At 72.7% G+C, this 18,705-nt stretch carries 20 protein-coding genes; 10 read left to right on the forward strand and 10 right to left on the reverse strand.

Going from position 1 to position 18,705, the window contains the following annotated elements; genetic code table 11:
* Window positions 1-2: 2 nt before the first annotated feature.
* From ABZ898_RS17530 to ABZ898_RS17565, 8 genes are read right to left on the reverse strand one after another with little or no spacing between them, the layout of a single operon-like run.
* The gene (locus tag ABZ898_RS17530; protein WP_361658937.1) at window positions 3-1,997 is read right to left on the reverse strand and encodes an NADH-quinone oxidoreductase subunit L; all 1,995 of its coding nucleotides are present in this window, start codon (window positions 1,995-1,997) and stop codon (window positions 3-5) included.
* Window positions 1,994-2,374 carry an NADH-quinone oxidoreductase subunit NuoK gene (nuoK, locus tag ABZ898_RS17535; protein ID WP_361658940.1) on the reverse strand — a complete coding sequence of 127 codons (381 nt, stop codon included), beginning with the start codon at window positions 2,372-2,374 and terminating at the stop codon, window positions 1,994-1,996. The genes ABZ898_RS17530 and nuoK overlap by 4 nt, the downstream gene beginning before the upstream one ends.
* Window positions 2,374-2,973, reverse strand: coding sequence for an NADH-quinone oxidoreductase subunit J (locus ABZ898_RS17540; RefSeq protein WP_361658943.1), 600 nt, complete (start codon window positions 2,971-2,973; stop codon window positions 2,374-2,376). Before ABZ898_RS17540 ends, nuoK begins: the two co-directional genes overlap by 1 nt.
* Window positions 2,970-3,560 carry an NADH-quinone oxidoreductase subunit I gene (locus ABZ898_RS17545; protein WP_361659007.1) on the reverse strand — a complete coding sequence of 197 codons (591 nt, stop codon included), beginning with the start codon at window positions 3,558-3,560 and terminating at the stop codon, window positions 2,970-2,972. The genes ABZ898_RS17540 and ABZ898_RS17545 overlap by 4 nt, the downstream gene beginning before the upstream one ends.
* Window positions 3,557-4,525 (reverse strand): complex I subunit 1 family protein, encoded by a 969-nt coding sequence (locus ABZ898_RS17550; protein ID WP_361658946.1) that lies wholly within the window; start codon window positions 4,523-4,525, stop codon window positions 3,557-3,559. Before ABZ898_RS17550 ends, ABZ898_RS17545 begins: the two co-directional genes overlap by 4 nt.
* On the reverse strand, window positions 4,522-5,628 hold the full coding sequence (locus ABZ898_RS17555; protein ID WP_361658948.1) for an NADH-quinone oxidoreductase subunit C: 1,107 nt from the start codon (window positions 5,626-5,628) through the stop codon (window positions 4,522-4,524). Before ABZ898_RS17555 ends, ABZ898_RS17550 begins: the two co-directional genes overlap by 4 nt.
* Window positions 5,625-6,248, reverse strand: coding sequence for an NADH-quinone oxidoreductase subunit B family protein (locus tag ABZ898_RS17560; protein WP_361658951.1), 624 nt, complete (start codon window positions 6,246-6,248; stop codon window positions 5,625-5,627). The genes ABZ898_RS17555 and ABZ898_RS17560 overlap by 4 nt, the downstream gene beginning before the upstream one ends.
* Window positions 6,239-6,655: an NADH-quinone oxidoreductase subunit A gene (locus ABZ898_RS17565; RefSeq protein WP_361658952.1), complete on the reverse strand. Its 417-nt coding sequence runs from the start codon at window positions 6,653-6,655 to the stop codon at window positions 6,239-6,241. Before ABZ898_RS17565 ends, ABZ898_RS17560 begins: the two co-directional genes overlap by 10 nt.
* Before the next feature lie 233 nt (window positions 6,656-6,888).
* Between ABZ898_RS17565 and ABZ898_RS17570 the strand changes: the two genes are divergently transcribed.
* The 5 genes from ABZ898_RS17570 (at window position 6,889) to ABZ898_RS17590 (ending at window position 13,367) form a co-directional block, all read left to right on the forward strand.
* Window positions 6,889-8,088 carry a sensor domain-containing protein gene (locus ABZ898_RS17570; RefSeq protein ID WP_361658955.1) on the forward strand — a complete coding sequence of 400 codons (1,200 nt, stop codon included), beginning with the start codon at window positions 6,889-6,891 and terminating at the stop codon, window positions 8,086-8,088.
* Between the two features lie 105 nt (window positions 8,089-8,193).
* On the forward strand, window positions 8,194-9,519 hold the full coding sequence (locus tag ABZ898_RS17575) for a sensor domain-containing protein (protein WP_361658957.1): 1,326 nt from the start codon (window positions 8,194-8,196) through the stop codon (window positions 9,517-9,519).
* A 58-nt stretch (window positions 9,520-9,577) separates the two neighbouring features.
* Window positions 9,578-10,237, forward strand: a complete 660-nt coding sequence (locus ABZ898_RS17580) for a response regulator transcription factor (protein ID WP_361659009.1) — start codon at window positions 9,578-9,580, stop codon at window positions 10,235-10,237.
* 150 nt (window positions 10,238-10,387) lie between these two features.
* Complete coding sequence (locus ABZ898_RS17585; protein WP_361658959.1) at window positions 10,388-12,316, forward strand: 2-oxoacid:acceptor oxidoreductase subunit alpha; 1,929 nt, start codon at window positions 10,388-10,390, stop codon at window positions 12,314-12,316.
* Window positions 12,309-13,367, forward strand: a complete 1,059-nt coding sequence (locus tag ABZ898_RS17590) for a 2-oxoacid:ferredoxin oxidoreductase subunit beta (protein WP_361658962.1) — start codon at window positions 12,309-12,311, stop codon at window positions 13,365-13,367. Before ABZ898_RS17585 ends, ABZ898_RS17590 begins: the two co-directional genes overlap by 8 nt.
* Window positions 13,368-13,386: 19 nt before the next feature.
* Here ABZ898_RS17590 and ABZ898_RS17595 read toward each other — a convergent pair whose 3' ends face one another.
* The gene (locus ABZ898_RS17595) at window positions 13,387-13,785 is read right to left on the reverse strand and encodes a helix-turn-helix domain-containing protein (RefSeq protein WP_361658964.1); all 399 of its coding nucleotides are present in this window, start codon (window positions 13,783-13,785) and stop codon (window positions 13,387-13,389) included.
* A 94-nt stretch (window positions 13,786-13,879) separates the two neighbouring features.
* Here ABZ898_RS17595 and ABZ898_RS17600 point away from each other — a divergent pair, with 94 nt between their 5' ends.
* From ABZ898_RS17600 to ABZ898_RS17615, 4 genes are all read left to right on the forward strand, one after another.
* The gene (locus ABZ898_RS17600; RefSeq protein ID WP_361658966.1) at window positions 13,880-14,734 is read left to right on the forward strand and encodes an SDR family oxidoreductase; all 855 of its coding nucleotides are present in this window, start codon (window positions 13,880-13,882) and stop codon (window positions 14,732-14,734) included.
* A 160-nt stretch (window positions 14,735-14,894) separates the two neighbouring features.
* On the forward strand, window positions 14,895-15,851 hold the full coding sequence (gene rarD, locus ABZ898_RS17605; protein WP_361658969.1) for an EamA family transporter RarD: 957 nt from the start codon (window positions 14,895-14,897) through the stop codon (window positions 15,849-15,851).
* 89 nt (window positions 15,852-15,940) lie between these two features.
* Window positions 15,941-16,414 carry a VOC family protein gene (locus tag ABZ898_RS17610; protein WP_361658972.1) on the forward strand — a complete coding sequence of 158 codons (474 nt, stop codon included), beginning with the start codon at window positions 15,941-15,943 and terminating at the stop codon, window positions 16,412-16,414.
* An 11-nt stretch (window positions 16,415-16,425) separates the two neighbouring features.
* Entirely contained in the window at window positions 16,426-16,824 is a 399-nt protein-coding gene (locus tag ABZ898_RS17615; RefSeq protein ID WP_361658975.1) for a hypothetical protein, read from the forward strand.
* A gap of 7 nt (window positions 16,825-16,831) precedes the next feature.
* On the opposite strand, the gene ABZ898_RS17620 is transcribed toward ABZ898_RS17615, so the two are convergent.
* Window positions 16,832-17,845, reverse strand: coding sequence for a hypothetical protein (locus ABZ898_RS17620; protein ID WP_361658977.1), 1,014 nt, complete (start codon window positions 17,843-17,845; stop codon window positions 16,832-16,834).
* A 188-nt stretch (window positions 17,846-18,033) separates the two neighbouring features.
* On the opposite strand from ABZ898_RS17620, the gene ABZ898_RS17625 reads away from it, so the two are divergent.
* Entirely contained in the window at window positions 18,034-18,615 is a 582-nt protein-coding gene (locus ABZ898_RS17625) for an NAD(P)H-dependent oxidoreductase (RefSeq protein WP_361658980.1), read from the forward strand.
* Window positions 18,616-18,705 lie beyond the last annotated feature (90 nt).

An 18,705-nucleotide genomic window follows, 5' to 3' on the forward strand; every position in this document is an offset into this window, starting at 1 on the left:
GCTCACGCTCCCGAGGCGACGAGGAGGACGGCGACCGTCAGGACGACGGTGCCGGCGAGCAGCGCGCTCACATAGGTCTGCACATTGCCGGTCTGCGCCCGCCGTACGGCCGCGCCGAGCAGCCGGGGCAGGGCGGCGGCGCCGCGTACGTAGGTGTCGACGACCTCGCGGTCCAGGAAGCGGACCAGGCTCGCCGCGCCCAGCACCGGGCGGACGAACAGGGCCGAGTACACGGCGTCGAGATGGAAGCCCGCGGCGGCGGGCCCGTACAGCGGGCCGAGCAGCAGGCGGCCGGGGTCGGCCGGGTCGGGGGCCTTCGCGATGTCGCCGTAGGCCGGTTCGTGGGCGGCGATGGCCTCGGCCTCGACCAGGCCCGCGTCGCCCTCCGGATGGGCGGCGACGGCGCCCAGCGGGACACGGGGCGCCCGGGCGGCGGCGCGCTGCCAGGCGCCGTAGGCCAGCAGGCCGCCGACGACGGCGAGGCCGGTGCCGAGGATGGAGGTGAGCAGGGTGGGCGCGAGGCTCGCGCCGTCGAACCAGCCGGGCAGCGCGCGGTAGGCGAGCGCGCCGAAGGCCAGCGAGGGCACGGCCAGCACCCAGAGCACCACCGTCATGGTGAGCGGCTGGCGGCCGTGATCCGGGGCCTCGGCGCCCCGGCCCCGGAAGGCCAGCAGCCAGAGCCGGGTGGCGTAGGCGGCGGTGAGCAGGGCGGCGGCGAGCGCGGCGACGAGCACGATCCAGCCGGCCGCGCCCGGTGCCGGGCCGGGGTGGCCGGTGGCGAGGCGCTCGGCGGCGCCGAGGACGGACTCCTTGGAGAAGAAGCCGCTGAAGGGCGGGATCGCGGCCAGCGCGAGCAGGGCCACGGTCATGGTCCAGAAGGCGTCCGGGACACGGTCGCGCAGGTGGCTCATCCGGGACATCGCGGCCAGCGAGTTGGTGCCGGCGGCGTGGATGACGGCTCCGGCGGCCAGGAACAGCAGCGCCTTGAAGGCGCCGTGCGTAAGGAGGTGGAAGACGGCGGCACCGCGGTCGCCGACGGCGAGGGCGCCGGTCATGTAGCCGAGCTGGCCGATCGTCGAGTAGGCGAGGACGCGTTTGATGTCGTCCTGGGCGAGCGCGGCGAGGCCGGAACCCACCATGGTGATCGCGGCCATCACGGCGAGGACCGTCATCGCGGCGGCGGACGCCTCGAACACGGGGAGGAGACGGGCGACGAAGTAGACACCGGCGGCGACCATCGTGGCCGCGTGGATCAGCGCGGAGACAGGCGTGGGGCCCGCCATCGCGTCGGGTAGCCAGGTGTGCAGCGGAAACTGCGCCGACTTGCCCGCCACGCCCGCGAGGAGGAGCAGGGCGATCAGGGTGGGGTGGTCGAGTCCGCCGCTCGCCACGGCGCCGAGGACGCGGGTGATGCGGAAGGACCCGGCGTCGGTGCCGAGCGCGAACAGGCCGATCAGGAACGGCACGTCACCGAGCTTGGTGACCAGGAACGCCTTGAGGGAGGCGGCGCGGGCCTCGGGGGTGCCCCAGTAGTGGCCGACCAGGAAGTAGGAGCAGATGCCCATGACCTCCCAGCCGACCAGCAGCACGATCAGGTCGCCGGAGTAGACGACGAGCAGCATCGCGGAGGTGAAGAGGGAGACGAGGGCCGCGTAGGAGGGGTGGCGGGGGTCGTCGCGCAGGTAGCCGGTGGAGTAGATCTGCACGCAGGTCGCCACGAAGGCCACCAGGATCGCGACGAGCGCGGCGAAGCCGTCGATGTGCAGTGCCAGGTCGACGGGGACCGAGCCGGTCGGCGTCAGCAGGGTGTACGCGTCGATCACCCGGCCGCCGCCCTGGCGGGACGCGACCAGCGCGGCCAGCACGAGCGAGGCCAGCGGCGGCAGTACGGCGAGCGGGCGGACGAAGCCGGGCGCGGTACGGCCCAGCAGGAGTCCGGCGACGGCGCCGAGGAAGGGCAGGAGGGGGACGAGGACGGCGAGGGTGGTCGTGGTCACGCGGTGGCCTCAGCCTTCTCGGACCCGGAGGCGTCGGGGTGGTCGGAGTCGTCGCCGGGCCGCTCGGCGGTGTCCCGGAGCCTGTCGATGTCGGCGGTGCCCCGGTCGCGGTACACGGCCAGGACGATCGCCAGGCCGATGCCGATCTCGGCGGCCGCGATGGCGATGGTGAACAGGGTCAGCGCCTGGCCGGAGTGCAGGGTGTCCCGCGCGGCCCGGTCGAGCCAGACGTCGAAGGCGACGAGGTTGAGGTTGACGGCGTTGAGCATCAGCTCGACCGACATCAGGACCAGGATCGCGTTGCGGCGGGCGAGGACGCCGTAGAGGCCGGTGCAGAAGAGGAGGGCGGCGAGTACGGCGGGGTAGGCGAGGTGCATCAGCGGGCGCCTTCCTTCTCGCCGGGGGTCTTGGCCAGGTCCGGGGTGCCGGGTGTCTCCGCCTTGTTCTTGCGGGACAGCACGATCGCGCCGACCAGGGCCGCCAGCAGCAGCACGGACAGCGCCTCGAAGGGGAGCACCCAGTGCCGGAAGAGGCTCTCGCCGGTCACCCGGGTGCTGCCGACGGCCGGGCCGTCCAGGTCGATCCAGGTGGCGCGGAACGCGTCCGTGACCACCCAGACCAGGGCGGCCGCCGAGGCCACCGCGACGACGAGGGCGGGCACCCGGTTGCCGGAGTCGGCGTCCGGGGAGCGGCCGATGGGGGCTCTGGTGAGCATCAGTCCGAACAGGAGGAGGACGACGACGGAGCCGACGTAGATGAGGACCTGCACCCAGGCGATGAACTCGGCGGTGAGCAGGAGGTACTCGACGGCCAGACCGCCGAGCGTGACCACCAGCCACAGGGCGGCGTGCACCAGCTGGCGGGTGGTGACGGCGACCAGCGCGGCGCCGAACGTGACCAGGCCGACGAGGAGGAACGCGATCTCGACGCCGGTCGGGGACAGGAAGCCGTGCGGGGCGGTGGCGGCGAGGCTCACTGTTCTCCCTCCTGGTCCGGGTTCTGTTCGGCCTGCCCGGCGGCCTGGGCTTCCTCGGCGGCCTGGGCTGCGGCCAGCTTGTCGGCGCTCTTGCGGGCGGCGGCGATCTCCTTCGGCTCCTCCGCGTGCGGGTCCAGCGCGGGCGGGGCCGGGACGGTCCACATCCACTCGCGCAGCTTGTCGCGCTCGTGGGTCAGCTCGCGGATGTCGGTCTCGGCGTACTCGAACTCCGGCGACCAGAACAGCGCGTCGAACGGGCAGACCTCGATGCAGATGCCGCAGTACATGCAGAGCGAGAAGTCGATGGCGAACCGGTCGAGGACGTTGCGGCTGCGCTCGCGGCCGCCGGGGGTGGCGGCGGGCACCGTCTCCTTGTGGGAGTCGATGTAGATGCACCAGTCGGGGCACTCACGGGCGCACAGCATGCAGACCGTGCAGTTCTCCTCGAACAGGCCGATCACCCCGCGGGTGCGGGGCGGCAGGTCGGGCTGGACGTCGGGATAGCGCTCGGTGACCGTCTTCCTCGTCATCGTGCGCAGGGTGACGGCGAGGCCCTTGGCCAGGCCGGAGAGGGGGACGGACATCAGGCGGTCACCACCTTGACGACGCCGGTGAGGGCGATCTGGGCGAGGGCGAGCGGGACGAGGACGGTCCAGGACATTTTCTGGAGCTGGTCCTCGCGCAGCCGGGGGTAGGTGACCCGGAGCCAGATCACCAGGAAGGCCAGCACCGCGGTCTTCACCAGGGTCCACACCCAGCCGAGCCCGTCGGCACCCCAGGGGCCGTGCCAGCCGCCCAGGAAGAGCACGGTGGTCAGACCGCACAGGACGACGATCCCCGCGTACTCCGCGAGCAGGAACAGGGCGAAGCGCAGGCCGGTGTACTCGGTGTACGCGCCGAAGATGATCTCCGAGTCGGCCACCGGCATGTCGAACGGCGGCCGTTGCAGCTCGGCGAGACCGGCCACGAAGAAGACGACCGCGCCGGTGATCTGCCAGGGCAGCCACCACCAGTGGAAGGCGTCGACGATGCCGGGCAGCGACACCGTGCCGGCGGCCATCGCCACGGAGGCGGCGGCGAGCAGCATCGGGAGTTCGTAGGCGAGCAGCTGGGCGGCGGTGCGCAGACCGCCGAGCAGGGAGAACTTGTTCGCGCTGGCCCAGCCCGCCATCAGCGAGCCGAGGACGCCGACGCCCATCACCGCGAGCACGAAGAAGATGCCCGCGTCGAGCACTTGGCCGACGGCACCCGCGCTCGGGCCGATCGGGATGGCCAGCAGCACGAGGAGGTAGGGCAAAAGGGCCACTGCCGGGGCGAGCTGGAAGACGCGTCGGTCGGCACCGGCCGGGACCACGTCCTCCTTCTGCGCGAACTTCACACCGTCCGCGACGAGTTGCGCCCAGCCGTGGAAGCCGCCCGCGTACATCGGGCCGAGGCGGCCCTGCATGTGGGCCATGACCTTGTGCTCGGTCTGGCCGACGACCAGCGGGAGCGTGAGGAAGACGACGAACACGACGATGAGCCGCAGGGCGACGTCCAGCACGTCGTTCACTGCGCGCCTCCTGCGGGTTCGTCGGGGGTGTCGGGGTTCTCTGTGGGCTTGTTCTCGGTGGGCGTGCTCTCGCCGGGGTCCCCGGACTCCGGTTTCGGGGGCTCGTCCGCCTCCTGGAAGGCCGGGCGGGCGTGGTGCCAGGGCGCGTCGGCGCTGCGCGGGCCGGTGGCCTTGCGGTCAGCGGGCTCCGCGGTCTCGCCGGGCTCCGCGGTCTCGCCGGGGGTCTCGGTCCGCTGCGAGGCCGACCCCTGCGAGGCGCTGCGCGACCTGCGCGGCGGAGCACCAGCACCAGCCTCCCCCGCCCGCTGGCTCGCCCCCTGACTCGCCGAGCCCTCGCCCGCACTCCGCGTCCGCCGGGGCGCGGCAGCGCCGGGCTCCGGGGTGGCCTGGCTCGCGGACCCCTCGCTCGCGGTCCTGGCCCTGCGCGGCCGGGCGGCCTCGGTGTCGGCCCCCGGCTCCCCCGCGGGCCGAGCCCGTCGGGCAGGCCGTTCGCCCGCCGCCGCACCCCTCGCGGGACGCGAAGGCGCGGGCGGCAGCTGGCCCTTCAGCGGGCCCCACTCGTTGGGGTCGGGCACGCCGGGCGGGAGCATCTGGCGGCGCTTGGGGCCGCCGTGCTCCGACTCCCCCGGCTCCTTGGCCCCCGGCCACGCCTTGGCGACGCGGGCGGCGAGGACGAAGTCCTTGCGCAGCGGGTGGCCCTCGAAGTTCTCGGGGAGGAGCAGGTGGTCCAGGCCGGGGTGGCCGGTGAAGCCGACCCCGAACATCTCGTGGGTCTCCCGCTCGTGCCAGGCGGCGCCCGCGTACACGCCGACGGCGCTCGGCAGCACCGGCGCCTCGTGCGGGACGGTCGTGCGCACCAGCAGGCGGCGGACCGGGTGCAGGGCGACGACGTGGGCGGACACCCGGAAGCCGGTGCCGGGTTCGTCGACCGCGCTCAGCCAGTCGAAGTAGGTGCAGGCCAGCGTCGTACGGGCCGTCTCCAGGGCGGTGAGCCAGGCGGCCGGGGGCACGTCGACGGTGAGGACGTCGTACGACTCCTCGGCGGTGGCCTCGGGGCCGAAGAGTTCCTCGGCGGGGGCGGGCAGCCAGCCGGGCACGGTCATCGCGCGTCCCCCTCGGCCGGTGCGGAGGCGGGCGCGGGCGGCCGCACCAGGTCGCTCTGGAGCGCGGCGGCGGAGGGGCGGGCGGCGCCCCCCTTGCCGTACCGCTCCGCCAGGGACTCGCGGGCGATCTTCTCCTGGAGCTTGAGGATGCCCTGGAGCAGCGCCTCGGGGCGCGGCGGGCAGCCCGGCACGTACACGTCGACCGGGATGATCTGGTCGACGCCCTTGGTGACGGAGTAGGAGTCCCAGTACGGCCCGCCGCAGTTGGAGCAGGCGCCGAAGGAGATGACGTACTTGGGCTCGGGCATCTGCTCGTACAGCCGCTTCACGGCGGGCGCCATCTTGTCGGTGACCGTGCCGGAGACGACCATCAGGTCGGCCTGGCGGGGGCCCGGCGCGAAGGGGATGACGCCGAGCCGGATGAAGTCGTGGCGGGCCATCGACGCGGCGATGAACTCGATCGCGCAGCAGGCGAGGCCGAAGTTGAAGACCCAGAGCGAGTAGCGGCGGCCCCAGTTCAGGACGACCTTCATCGGCTCCGGGGCCAGCCGGGCGAGCGCGCCCAGCCTCTTCGGCTCGGGCAGCAGCACCGGCTCGGGGGCGGCCGGGTTCACGTCCATGTCAGGACGCCCTTCTTGTAGGCGTACAGCAGGCCGACGGCGAGGAAGCCCAGGAAGATGAACATCTCCACCAGGGTCGCGGCGCCGTAGCCGGGGGCGGCGAAGACCGTCGCCCAGGGGAACAGGAAGATCGAGTCGACGGCGAAGATCACGTACAGGAAGGCGTAGACGTAGTAGCGGACCTGGGTGTGGGCCCAGCCCTCGCCGACCGGGTCGACGCCGCACTCGTAGGTCATGAGCTTCTCGGGGGTCGGCACCACGGGCCGCAGCAGGCGGCCCGCGCCGAAGGCGGCGGCGACGAACAGCACGCCGAGCACGGCGAGCAGGCCCACGACCGAGTAGGACCCGAAGTAGTCCGACGCGGTACCGGCCGCGGCGACCGTTGTTACCCCCGACGTCTCCCGCACCGTCCGTCCCTCGCTCCCTGACCCGCATGTCCTTCATCGACCTCCGTGACCCGTGCGCCGCGTGTGACGCGGGGCGACCGGAGGTTTGTGTACGCACGGGAGTCTAGGCCCTGATAAAGCGCCGGTAAGCAGCCCGTCACGCCCAGCGAGGCCCGGGGTGGGGTTTTCCCCAGGGACCGGAAGGCGGTCCACCGCATGGCGTACGGCCCTCGCGGCACGGCAGTCTGACCGCCATGACCGCACCCGCTCCCGCCGCCGGACCGGACGGCGACGCCGACCGTCCGCCGCCCGCCCGGCTCGCCTTCGACGCGCACACCTGGAGGGAGATAGCGCATCTCCTGCTGAACCTGCCGCTGGCGGTGGTGGGCTTCACCTACGCGGTCACCGCGCTGTCCGTGAGCGGGGGCCTCACCGTCACGGTACTCGGGCTGCCGCTGCTCGCGGGCTCCCTGCTGGGCGCCCGGCTGCTGGGCCGGCTGGAGCGGGCGCGGGTCCGCGCGCTGCTCGGGGTGCGGGTGCCCGAGCCGTCGCCGCTGCCGTTCGGCCGCGGCGGCGGGGCCGTGCGGCGGCTGTGGACGGCGCTGCGCGATCCGGTGGGCTGGCGGTCGATGCTCTACTGCCTGATCCGGCTCCCATGGGGCGTGCTGACCTTCTGCACCGTGCTGACCTCGTTCTTCGTGCTGTGGCCGGTGCTGGGATATCTGGCGCGGGGTCTGGCGAACGTGGACCGGGCGCTGGCGCGGGCGCTGCTGGCGCCGTCGGACGAGCTGGAGCGCCGGATAGCCGAGCTGGAGTCGGACCGGGGGCTGGTCGTGGACACCGCCGCCGCGGATCTCCGCCGTATCGAACGCGACCTCCACGACGGAGCCCAGGCCCGCCTGGTCAACCTCGCCATGGGACTCGGCCTCGCCAAGGAAAAACTCCACCACGACCCCGAAACCGCCGCCCGCATGGTCGAAGAAGCCCACGGCGAAGCCAAAACCGCCCTCAAAGAACTCCGCGACCTCGCCCGCGGCATCCACCCCGCCATCCTCACCGACCGAGGACTCGACGCCGCCCTCTCCCACATCGCCACCCGCTGCACCGTCCCCGTCACCCTCACCGTCGACCTCCCCACCCGACCCGCACCCGCCATCGAAGGCATCACCTACTACACCGCCAGCGAACTCCTCCAGAACATCAGCAAACACAGCCACGCCCACCACGCCACCCTCGACCTCCGGCACACCCCCCACCACCTCATGCTCCAGATCCGCGACAACGGAATCGGCGGAGCGGACCCCGGTCGCGGCTCCGGTCTCGCCGGCCTCACCGAACGCCTCGGCGCCGTCGACGGCGTCCTCGTCATCGACTCACCGCCCGGCGGCCCCACCACCATCACCGCCGAACTCCCCTGGCGGGACCGCGACGACGAGCACGGCGCCGGGCGGTAGGGAAAACCCCCTGCCCGGGACGGGGACGTACGCCATGGTCCGCACCGGGTGCGGACGCGCAGGCTGAGCGGACAAGCCACCACGAGGAGAACGGGGACGACACCGATGTCCACCTGCACGCCGTACCGCCAGGAGCGGGACCACCACCGCGTCCCCGCCGCGCTGCGCGCCCCCTTCGAGGCGCGGACCTGGCGGGAACTGGGATACGTCCTGCTCGGGCTGCCGGTGGCCGTCGCCCTGTTCGTCTGGGCGGTGACGACGGTCTCGCTGGGCGCCGGCCTGCTGGTGACCTTCGTCGGGGTGCCGGTGCTGGCGCTGGCCCTGGTCGGCTGCCGGGGCTTCGGGGCGCTGGAGCGGGCGCGGGCGCGCGGGCTGCTCGGGCTGCGGGTCGCCGCGCCGGAGCCGCTGCGGCCCTCCGGGCCGGGACCGCTGCCGTGGCTGGGCGCGGTGCTCAGGAGCGGCTCCTCCTGGCGGCACCTGGTGTACGCGCTGGTCCACTTCCCGTGGGCGGTGTTCTCGTTCTCGGTGGCGATCAGCTTCTGGACGTACGGCTGGGCGCTGCTGACGTACCCGCTGTGGTTCTGGGTGTTCCCGATGTGGGCCGGGCAGGGCGGCATCCAGCTCTACGGCGACGGCGAGCACAACGTCTACCTGGACAACCCATTCGAGATCACCGTCACCGCGCTGATCGGGCTGGCGTTCACGCTTCTCACGCCCTGGCTGCTGCGGGGCCTGACCACGGTGGACCGGCTGCTGGTGCGCGGGCTGCTCGGCCCCTCCCGGCTGACGGCACGCGTGGAGGAACTGGAGTCGGACCGGGGGCTGGTCGTGGACACCGCCGCCGCGGATCTCCGCCGTATCGAACGCGACCTCCACGACGGAGCACAGGCCCGCCTGGTCAACCTCGCCATGGGACTCGGCCTCGCCAAGGAAAAACTCCACCACGACCCCGAAACCGCCGCCCGCATGGTCGAAGAAGCCCACGGCGAAGCCAAAACCGCCCTCAAAGAACTCCGCGACCTCGCCCGCGGCATCCACCCCGCCATCCTCACCGACCGAGGACTCGACGCCGCCCTCTCCCACATCGCCACCCGCTGCACCGTCCCCGTCACCCTCACCGTCGACCTCCCCACCCGACCCGCACCCGCCATCGAAGGCATCACCTACTACACCGCCAGCGAACTCCTCCAGAACATCAGCAAACACAGCCACGCCCACCACGCCACCCTCGACCTCTGGCACACCCCCCACCACCTCATGCTCCAGATCCGCGACAACGGAATCGGCGGAGCGGACCCCGGTCGCGGGTCCGGTCTCGCGGGGCTGGCCGAGCGGCTGAGCGCCGTCGACGGCGTCCTGGTGGTGGACTCCCCGCCGGGCGGTCCGACCGTCGTGACCGCGGAACTGCCCTGGCGGACCCGCGGGAACTGAAATGCTGGGCCTCCTTGTCGGCAGGCGTGTGGGGGCTCGGGGAATCGTGGAGAACAAGGTGCGCGTGGTCATCGCCGAGGACTCGGTGCTGCTCAGGGAGGGGCTGACCCGGCTGCTGACCGACCTCGGGCACGAGGTGGTGGCCGGGGTCGCGGACGCGGGGGCGCTGCTCGCCACCATCGCGGAGCTGGCCGGGCGGGACGAGCTGCCGGACGTGGTGGTGGCGGACGTGCGGATGCCGCCGACGCACACCGACGAGGGGGTGCGGGCCGCCGTGGAGCTGCGCGGACGCCACCCGGAGCTGGGCGTGCTGGTCCTGTCGCAGTACGTGGAGGAGCGCTACGCCACCGAACTGCTGGCCGGTTCCAGCCGGGGCGTCGGCTATCTGCTCAAGGACCGGGTCGCGGACGTGCGCGAGTTCGTCGCGGCGGTGGAGCGGGTCGCCTCCGGGGGTACGGCGCTGGACCCGGAGGTGGTGGCGCAGCTGCTGGGCCGCAGCCGCAAGCAGGACGTGCTGACCGCGCTGACCCCGCGCGAGCGGGAGGTGCTGGGGCTGATGGCGGAGGGGCGGACCAACTCGGCGGTGGCCCGGCGGCTCGTGGTGAGCGACGGCGCGGTGGAGAAGCACGTCAGCAACATCTTCATGAAGCTGGGGCTGACCCCGAGCGACGGAGATCACCGGCGTGTTCTGGCGGTGCTCACCTACCTGAACTCCTGACGCGCCGAGACTGGGCGGCGTGGCGAGTCCACATAGCGGGAGATACGCAGCGATCCTCGGATGCCGACCCAGAGCGACGTAGGGTTGATCCTGGGATCGGTCCGGGGGAAGACCGCCTCCGGACGGCCGCCTCGAAGGAGGTCCAGTTCAGTGACCAGTCAGGTCAGCAGCCCAGAGGAGCAGACCGACGACAGCGTCGTGGGGGAGCGGCGCAGACCGGGCGGAGCGAAGGACGTGCGGCGCCTGAACCGGGTCATCATCCGGTTCGCGGGGGACTCGGGTGACGGTATGCAGCTCACCGGGGACAGGTTCACCTCCCAGACCGCGTCCTTCGGCAACGACCTCTCCACTCTTCCCAACTTCCCCGCCGAGATCCGCGCCCCCGCCGGCACCCTGCCCGGCGTCTCGTCCTTCCAGCTCCACTTCGCCGACCACGACATCCTCACCCCGGGTGACGCGCCGAACGTCCTGGTGGCGATGAACCCGGCCGCGCTGAAGGCCAACATCGGCGATCTGCCGCGCGGCGCCGAGATCATCGTCAACACCGACGAGTTCACCAAGCGCGCCCTGCAGAAGGTGGGGTACGCCGACTCCCCGCTGGACGACGGCTCGCTCGACGGCTACCACCTGCATCCGGTGCCGCTGACCACGCTCACGGTCGAGGCGCTGAAGGAGTTCGACCTCTCCCGCAAGGAGGCCGAGCGCAGCAAGAACATGTTCGCGCTCGGGCTGCTGAGCTGGATGTACCACCGGCCCACGGAGGCCACCGAGAAGTTCCTGACGGACAAGTTCGCCAAGAAGCCGGACATCGCGCGGGCCAACGTGGCCGCGTTCCGGGCGGGCTGGAACTTCGGCGAGACGACGGAGGACTTCGCCGTCTCCTACGAGGTGGCGCCGGCCGCGCGGGCCTTCCCGCCGGGCGTCTACCGCAACATCTCCGGGAACCTCGCCCTGGCCTACGGCCTGATCGCCGCGTCCCGGCAGGCCGATCTCCCGCTGTTCCTGGGCTCGTACCCGATCACCCCGGCCTCCGACATCCTGCACGAGCTGTCGAAGCACAAGAACTTCGGCGTGCGGACCTTCCAGGCCGAGGACGAGATCGCGGGCATCGGCGCGGCGCTGGGCGCGGCGTTCGGCGGTTCGCTCGCGGTGACGACCACGTCCGGTCCCGGTGTGGCGCTCAAGAGCGAGACGATCGGTCTCGCGGTCTCGCTGGAGCTGCCGCTGCTGGTGATCGACATCCAGCGCGGCGGGCCGTCGACGGGTCTGCCGACCAAGACCGAGCAGGCCGACCTGCTCCAGGCGATGTACGGGCGCAACGGCGAGGCGCCGGTCCCGGTGGTGGCGCCGCGGACCCCGGCCGACTGCTTCGACGCGGCGCTGGAGGCGGCCCGGATCGCGGTGACCTACCGCACCCCGGTGTTCCTGCTCTCCGACGGCTACCTGGCCAACGGCTCCGAGCCGTGGCGCGTCCCGGACCTCGACGAACTCCCGGATCTCCAGGTCCGGTTCGCGCAGGGCCCGAACCACACGCTGGAGGACGGCACCGAGGTCTTCTGGCCGTACAAGCGCGACCCGCACACGCTGGCCCGCCCCTGGGCGGTGCCGGGCACCCCGGGTCTGGAGCACCGCATCGGCGGCATCGAGAAGCAGGACGGCACGGGCAACATCTCCTACGACCCGGCCAACCACGACCTGATGGTCCGCACCCGACAGGCCAAGGTGGACGGCATCGACGTCCCCGACATCGAGGTGGACGACCCGGACGGCGCGCGGACGCTGGTGCTCGGCTGGGGCTCGACGTACGGCCCGGTCACGGCGGCGGTACGGCGGCTGCGCGCGGCGGGCGAGTCCATCGCGCAGGCGCACCTGCGCCACCTCAACCCCTTCCCGGCGAACCTCGGCGAGGTGCTGAAGGGGTACGACAAGGTGGTGATCCCGGAGATGAACCTGGGCCAGCTCGCCACCCTGGTCCGGGCGAAGTACCTGATCGACGCCCGCTCGTTCAACCAGGTCAACGGCATGCCGTTCAAGGCGGAACAGCTCGCCGCCGCGCTCAAGGAGGCCATCGATGACTGACTCCGCACGCGAGCTGCTGCAGCTGGTCCCCAAGGCCGAGGGCACGCAGTCGATGAAGGACTTCAAGTCCGACCAGGAGGTGCGCTGGTGCCCGGGCTGCGGTGACTACGCGATCCTGGCCGCCGTGCAGGGGTTCATGCCGGAACTGGGGCTGGCGAAGGAGAACATCGTCTTCGTCTCGGGGATCGGCTGCTCCTCCCGCTTCCCGTACTACATGAACACCTACGGGATGCACTCCATCCACGGCCGCGCCCCGGCGATCGCGACCGGGCTCGCCTCCTCGCGGCGGGACCTGTCGGTGTGGGTGGTCACCGGTGACGGGGACGCCCTGTCGATCGGCGGCAACCACCTGATCCACGCGCTGCGCCGGAACGTGAACCTGAAGATCCTGCTGTTCAACAACCGGATCTACGGCCTCACCAAGGGCCAGTACTCCCCGACCTCGGAGCTCGGCAAGATCACCAAGTCGACGCCGATGGGGTCGCTGGACGCCCCGTTCAACCCGGTGTCGCTGGCGCTGGGCGCGGAGGCGTCGTTCGTGGCCCGCACGATCGACTCCGACCGCAAGCATCTGACCGAGGTGCTGCGGGCGGCGGCCGACCACCCGGGGACCGCGCTGATCGAGATCTACCAGAACTGCAACATCTTCAACGACGGTGCCTTCGACGCTCTCAAGGACAAGCAGCGGGCGGAGGAGGCGCTGATCCGGCTGGAGCACGGGCAGCCGGTGCGGTTCGGGGCGGACGGTTCGCGCGGTGTCGTACGGGACCGCACCGGGGAGCTGGCGGTGGTCACGGTGACCCCGGACAACGAGGCCGACCTGCTGGTGCACGACGCGCACGCGGCCTCGCCCACCACCGCCTTCGCGCTGTCCCGGCTGGCCGACCCCGACACCCTGCACCACACCCCGATCGGGGTGTTCCGGGCGGTGGACCGGCCGGTCTACGACAGCCTGATGTCCGAGCAGCTGGACACCGCGATCGAGCAGCGGGGCAAGGGCGACCTGGCCGCGCTGCTGGCGGGCGGGGACACCTGGACGGTCGTCGGCTGAGTCGCCGGGCGGTACGGCCCTACGAGGTCCGGGAGCGTGTCTCCCGGACCTCGTCGTATGTGCGGCGCGCCCGCTCCACCTGGTCCATGCGGTCCTGGGTCCACAGGGACAGCGCCTTGACCTGTTCGGCGGCCTCACGGCCGAGGCCGGTCAGGGAGTAGTCGACGCGGGGCGGGATGACGGGCTTGGCGTCCCGGTGCACCAGTCCGTCGCGCTCCAGGGTCTGGAGGGTCTGGGTGAGCATCTTCTCGCTGACGCTGCGCCCGCTCCCGCTGCCGACCGCCCGGCGCAGCTCCCCGAACCGGTAGGAGCGCTCCAGCAGCTCGATGAGCACGAGCACGCCCCAGCGGCTCGTCACATGCTCCAGCACCAGCCGGTACGGGCACAGGGCCTCGCCCACCTCATTGCTTACCGTCATACCAGTACCTTACCTGAAAGTGGGTACTGTCTTCTGGTTAGCGCACTTCTTAGGGTTAGTGACGTACCCACGGAGTTCCCCCTGAGGAGAGACCATGAGCATCGTCGTCACCGGAGCCACCGGACACCTCGGCCGCCACGTCGTGGCCCAGCTGCTGGAGCGTGTTCCCGCCGCGGAGGTCACCGCCGTCGTCCGGGACAAGGAGAAGGCCGCCGGCCTCGCCGAGCGCGGGGTGCGGATCGCCGTCGCCGACTACAACGCCCCCGAGACCTTCGACGGCCTCTTCGCGGCCGGCGACAAGGTGCTGCTGATCTCGGGCAACGAGTTCGACAAGGGCCGGGTGGGCCAGCACCGGGTGGTCATCGACGCGGCGAAGGCGGCCGGGGTGGCGCTGCTCGCGTACACCAGCGCGCCGGGCACCCTGACCGCGTCGCTGGCCGACGACCACCGGGCCACGGAAGAGGCGGTGCTCGCCTCCGGGCTGCCCTACTCGCTGCTGCGCAACGGCTGGTACCACGAGAACTACACCGAGAACCTGGCCCCCGTGCTCGCCCACGACGCGGTGGTCACGGCGGCGGGCGAGGGCCGCGTCTCCTCCGCCGCCCGCGCCGACTACGCCGCCGCGGCGGTCGCCGTGCTGACCGGCGAGGGCCACGAGAACACCACGTACGAGCTGGGCGGCGACGAGGCGTGGGGCTTCGCCGAGTACGCGGCCGCGCTGAGCGCGCGGACCGGGCGGACGATCTCCTACCGGCCCGTCTCCGGGGAGGCCCTGCAGGGCATCCTGACCGGCGCCGGCCTTCCGGAGGCGCTCGCGGAGATGCTGGCGGGCGTGGACGCGTCCATCGAGCGGGGCGAACTGGTCGTCGCCGGCGGCGAGCTGTCCCGCCTGACCGGGCGGCCGACGACCCCGCTGGCCGTGGCGGTGGAGGCGGCGCTGAAGGACTGATCCGCCCCGGGGCGCCGCCCGGCCGCCTGCCCGGCTTCCCGCCCGTCATGACCGTATGGCGATACGGGCATGACAGGCGGGGCGGGGCGGCGCTACCTTCGTTCTCGCGTGGCGGAATGCGCGAGGTTCTCGCGTTGCGGAGTGCGAGAAGGAGGAGCCCGTGACCGGGACGTCCAAGGGTGAACACCGAATAGGGCTGCTGAACGGTTTCGCCGCCTACGGCATGTGGGGGCTCGTCCCCCTGTTCTGGCCGCTGCTGAAGCCGGCGGGCGCCATGGAGATCCTGGCCCACCGGATGGTGTGGTCCCTCGTCTTCGTCGCCGTCGCGCTGCTGTTCGTCCGGCGCTGGGCCTGGGCGGGCGAGCTGCTGCGGCAGCCGCGCCGGCTGGGGCTGATCGCGATCGCCGCCGCCGTCATCACCGTGAACTGGGGCGTCTACATCTGGGCCGTGAACTCCGGTCACGTGGTGGAGGCGTCGCTCGGGTACTTCATCAACCCGCTGATGACCATCGCGCTGGGCGTGCTGCTGCTGAAGGAGCGGCTGCGGCCGGTGCAGTGGACGGCGGTCGGCGTCGGCTTCGCCGCCGTCGTCGTGCTGACCGTGGGGTACGGGCAGCCGCCCTGGATCTCCCTCTGCCTCGCCGTCTCGTTCGCCGTGTACGGGCTGGTGAAGAAGAAGGTCGGGCTGGGCGGCGTCGAGTCCCTGGCCACCGAGACCGCGATCCAGTTCCTCCCCGCGCTCGCGTACCTGATCTGGCTCGGCACCCACGGCGGCCTCACCTTCGCCACCGAGGGCACCGGCCACGCCGCCCTCCTCGCCTCCACCGGCATCGTGACGGCCCTCCCGCTGGTCTGCTTCGGCGCCGCCGCGATCCGCGTCCCCCTCTCCACCCTCGGCCTGCTCCAGTACCTGGCCCCCGTCTTCCAGTTCCTCCTCGGCGTCCTCTACTTCCACGAGGCGATGCCGCCGGAGCGCTGGGCGGGCTTCGCCCTGGTGTGGCTGGCGCTGGTCCTGCTGACGGCGGACGCGATGCGCTCCGCGCGGCGGGCACGGGTGGTCGCGATGTCCCGCCCGACGGACCCGGCCGCGGCCGCGGTGGAGGCGGTGGACGTCTGAGGGGCGCGCCCCGCCAGGACGCGGGGCCACCCGGAGGGTTTCGCGGCAACCCGGCCGCACGGACGGGCCGCTGACGCTATAAGGGCTCCATGCCGACATCGTCAGAGCGGCCCGAGCCGCTGCACTGGAAGATTGTGGTCGACGCGGTCGACCCGCACGCGCAGGCCGATTTCTGGGGGGCCGCGCTGCGCTACGAGACCGAGGACAACAGCGCGCTGATCGAACGGCTGCTGTCGTTCGGGGCGTTGCCCGGGGAGGCCACGGTCGAGTACCACGGGCGGCCGGCCTTCCGGGATCTCGTGGCCGTGCGCCATCCCGACGACCCGTTCGACGCCGAGACGGGGACCGGGCTGGGGCGGCGGCTGCTCTTCCAGCGGGTGCCCGAGGCCAAGGACGGCAAGAACCGTCTGCACCTGGACCTGCATCCCGGCCCCGAGCGGCGCGAGGAGGAGGTGGCGCGGCTGACCGCGCTGGGGGCGACCGTGCTGCGCGAGGTGCGGGAGTCGGCGGGGTCGTGGGTCGTGCTCGCGGACCCCGAGGGGAACGAGTTCTGCGTCCAGTAGTAGACATGGGCATGACTATCCGCGAATCGCTGAGACCCGTCCTCGCCGTCGCGCTGCTGGCCTCGCTCAGCGCCTGCTCCGGGGCGGCCGCCCCGGAGCGCCCGGCCGGGGCGAGCCCCGCCGGCCCCGCCTCGACCGCCTCGCCGTCCGCCGGGGCGGACCCGCGGCCGGTCACCGCCTCCATGGCCGACATGACCGGCGGCAACGCCGGGCGCGCGGCCTGGCAGATGGGGCCCGGCACCGAGGTGACCTTCAAGGACGTGAGCGGGAAGGGGCGTCCGGTGGACGACCCGGACGCGTGGAAGATCTGCCACACCCGGCCGGGGCCCTACCAGCAGATCACCGACCAACCCGTCGTCCTCGGCGTGGTGCGGGTCGCGGAGAGCTGCGAGGGCACGGTCCTGGAGTGAGGCGGCCTCACGCGCCGGCCGCGGCCGCGCGGTCCGTGAGGCGGTCCATCCGGGTGCGGGCGGACTGGAGCGGGCGGGGGTCGGCGGCGGCCGGGCCCGGCTCCGCCGCGAGCGTGGTCCACACCTCGATCAGCTCGCGGCCCATCCGCAAGCCCTGCCCGGGGTCCCGTACCGCGCGCCAGGCCGTCGCCGCGCTGCGCACGTTGCCGTACGCGGCCGCCGGGTCGCCGGTCTCGGCCCGCCGGCGGGCCAGGTCCAGCGAGAGCTCGAAGGCGCGGTCCGGGTCGCCGGACAGGTAGGCGACGTAGGCGCACAGTTCGCGCAGGTGCAGCACCTCGGGGTGGCGCGGGCCCAGCGCGCCCGACACCTCGGCGACCGCCCGGCTCGCCAGCTCGGCCGCGCGCTCCACCTGCCCCTCGCCCACGGCGTCCCCGACCCGTCGCCACGCGGCGGCGGACACCTCCGCCCCCTCCACGCGCTCGGCGAGCATCTCCTCGGCGACGGCGTCGAAACGGCTCGGGGGGACGGGTCCGGGGGCGGTCTCCGGGACCGGCTCGGGCCCGAGGACGAGTTCGGGTGCGGGCACCGCGGCGGGCCGCGGCTCCGGGCGGCGGGCCGCAGCGGGGGCACTCTCAGGTCCCCGCTCCGGCGCCGGTGCCCGCTCCGGCCCGGCCGGCGGACGTGGCTCCATCACCGGCGGCGGCCCGAAGACGCCCCGGGGCGGCTGTACGGTCCCGGGCGCCGCCGGGAGCCGGGTCGGTGAGCCGGTCATCCGGGTCGTGCCGTCCGGGGAGATCTCCAGCGGGACCAGGCAGCCGGCCGCGTCGTCGTGGATGGTGGCCCGTATCGGGGTGCCGTGGGCGGTGGCGAGGTGGTGGAGGTGGTTCAGGACGGCGTCGTGGACGTCCTCGTCCGCGGCCCGCGGGACCGGGGTGCCGGCCACGGACGCCGTGCCGGTGGCCGAGACGCGCACCTGGAGCGGCCGGTCCCCGCGCCGCTTCTCGAAGATCGGTCGAGCCATCCCGTTTTCCCTCGCTTCCCCCGGCGTCGCGCTCCGGCCGTACGCCTCCTGACAACCAGTCTCGCCGCCCGCATCGCCCCGCGCGTCACCGCGACGTCACAGCCTCGCACCAGCCGCCCCTTGGCCGAGATACTTGCATGTGCATAAGATGCATACGGATCAACCGCACTCGTTCCCGAGGTGTCCCCATGAGCCGTCGTTTTCTCTTCGTCCTGGGCAGCGCCCGCACCCAGGGCAACACCGAGTTCCTCGCCCGTACCGCCGCCGAGCAGCTGCCCGAGGGCGTGGAGCAGGAGTGGGTCCGGCTGGCCGGGCTCCCGCTGCCCGAGGCCGAGGACCTGCGGCACGACAGCGACCACGTGCGCCCCGCCTCCGACACCCCGGCCGGGATGCTGCTGGACGCCACCCTGGCCGCCACGGACCTCGTGATCGCCTCGCCGCTGTACTGGTACGCCCTGTCCAGCCTCACCAAGCGGTACCTGGACCACTGGTCGGGCTGGCTGCGCATCCCCGGGGCCGGATTCAAGGACGCCATGGCGGGCCGGACCCTGTGGGGCGTGACGGCGCTCGCGGACCGGGACCCGTCGGTCGCGGAGCCCCTCGTCGGCAGCCTGAACAACTCCGCCGCGTACCTCGGGATGCGCTTCGGCGGGGTGCTGCTGGGCAACGGCAGCGGTCCCGGTGACGTACGCGACGACACCGAGGCACTGGCCCGCGCGAAGACCTTCTTCACGGGCGAGGCCCCCGTGGCCCGCTTCCCCGGACGCTAGGTCGTGTCCGCAAAGTGGCGTCGTCTGCCCGGAGGGCAGGGCTCGCGGCGTCTGGTGCGTGCGATCGCAAGGCGGAGGGTCGCCCTCGTA

It is taken from the genome of Streptomyces sp. NPDC046860 (genome assembly GCF_040645115.1).
Taxonomy (GTDB): domain Bacteria; phylum Actinomycetota; class Actinomycetes; order Streptomycetales; family Streptomycetaceae; genus Streptomyces.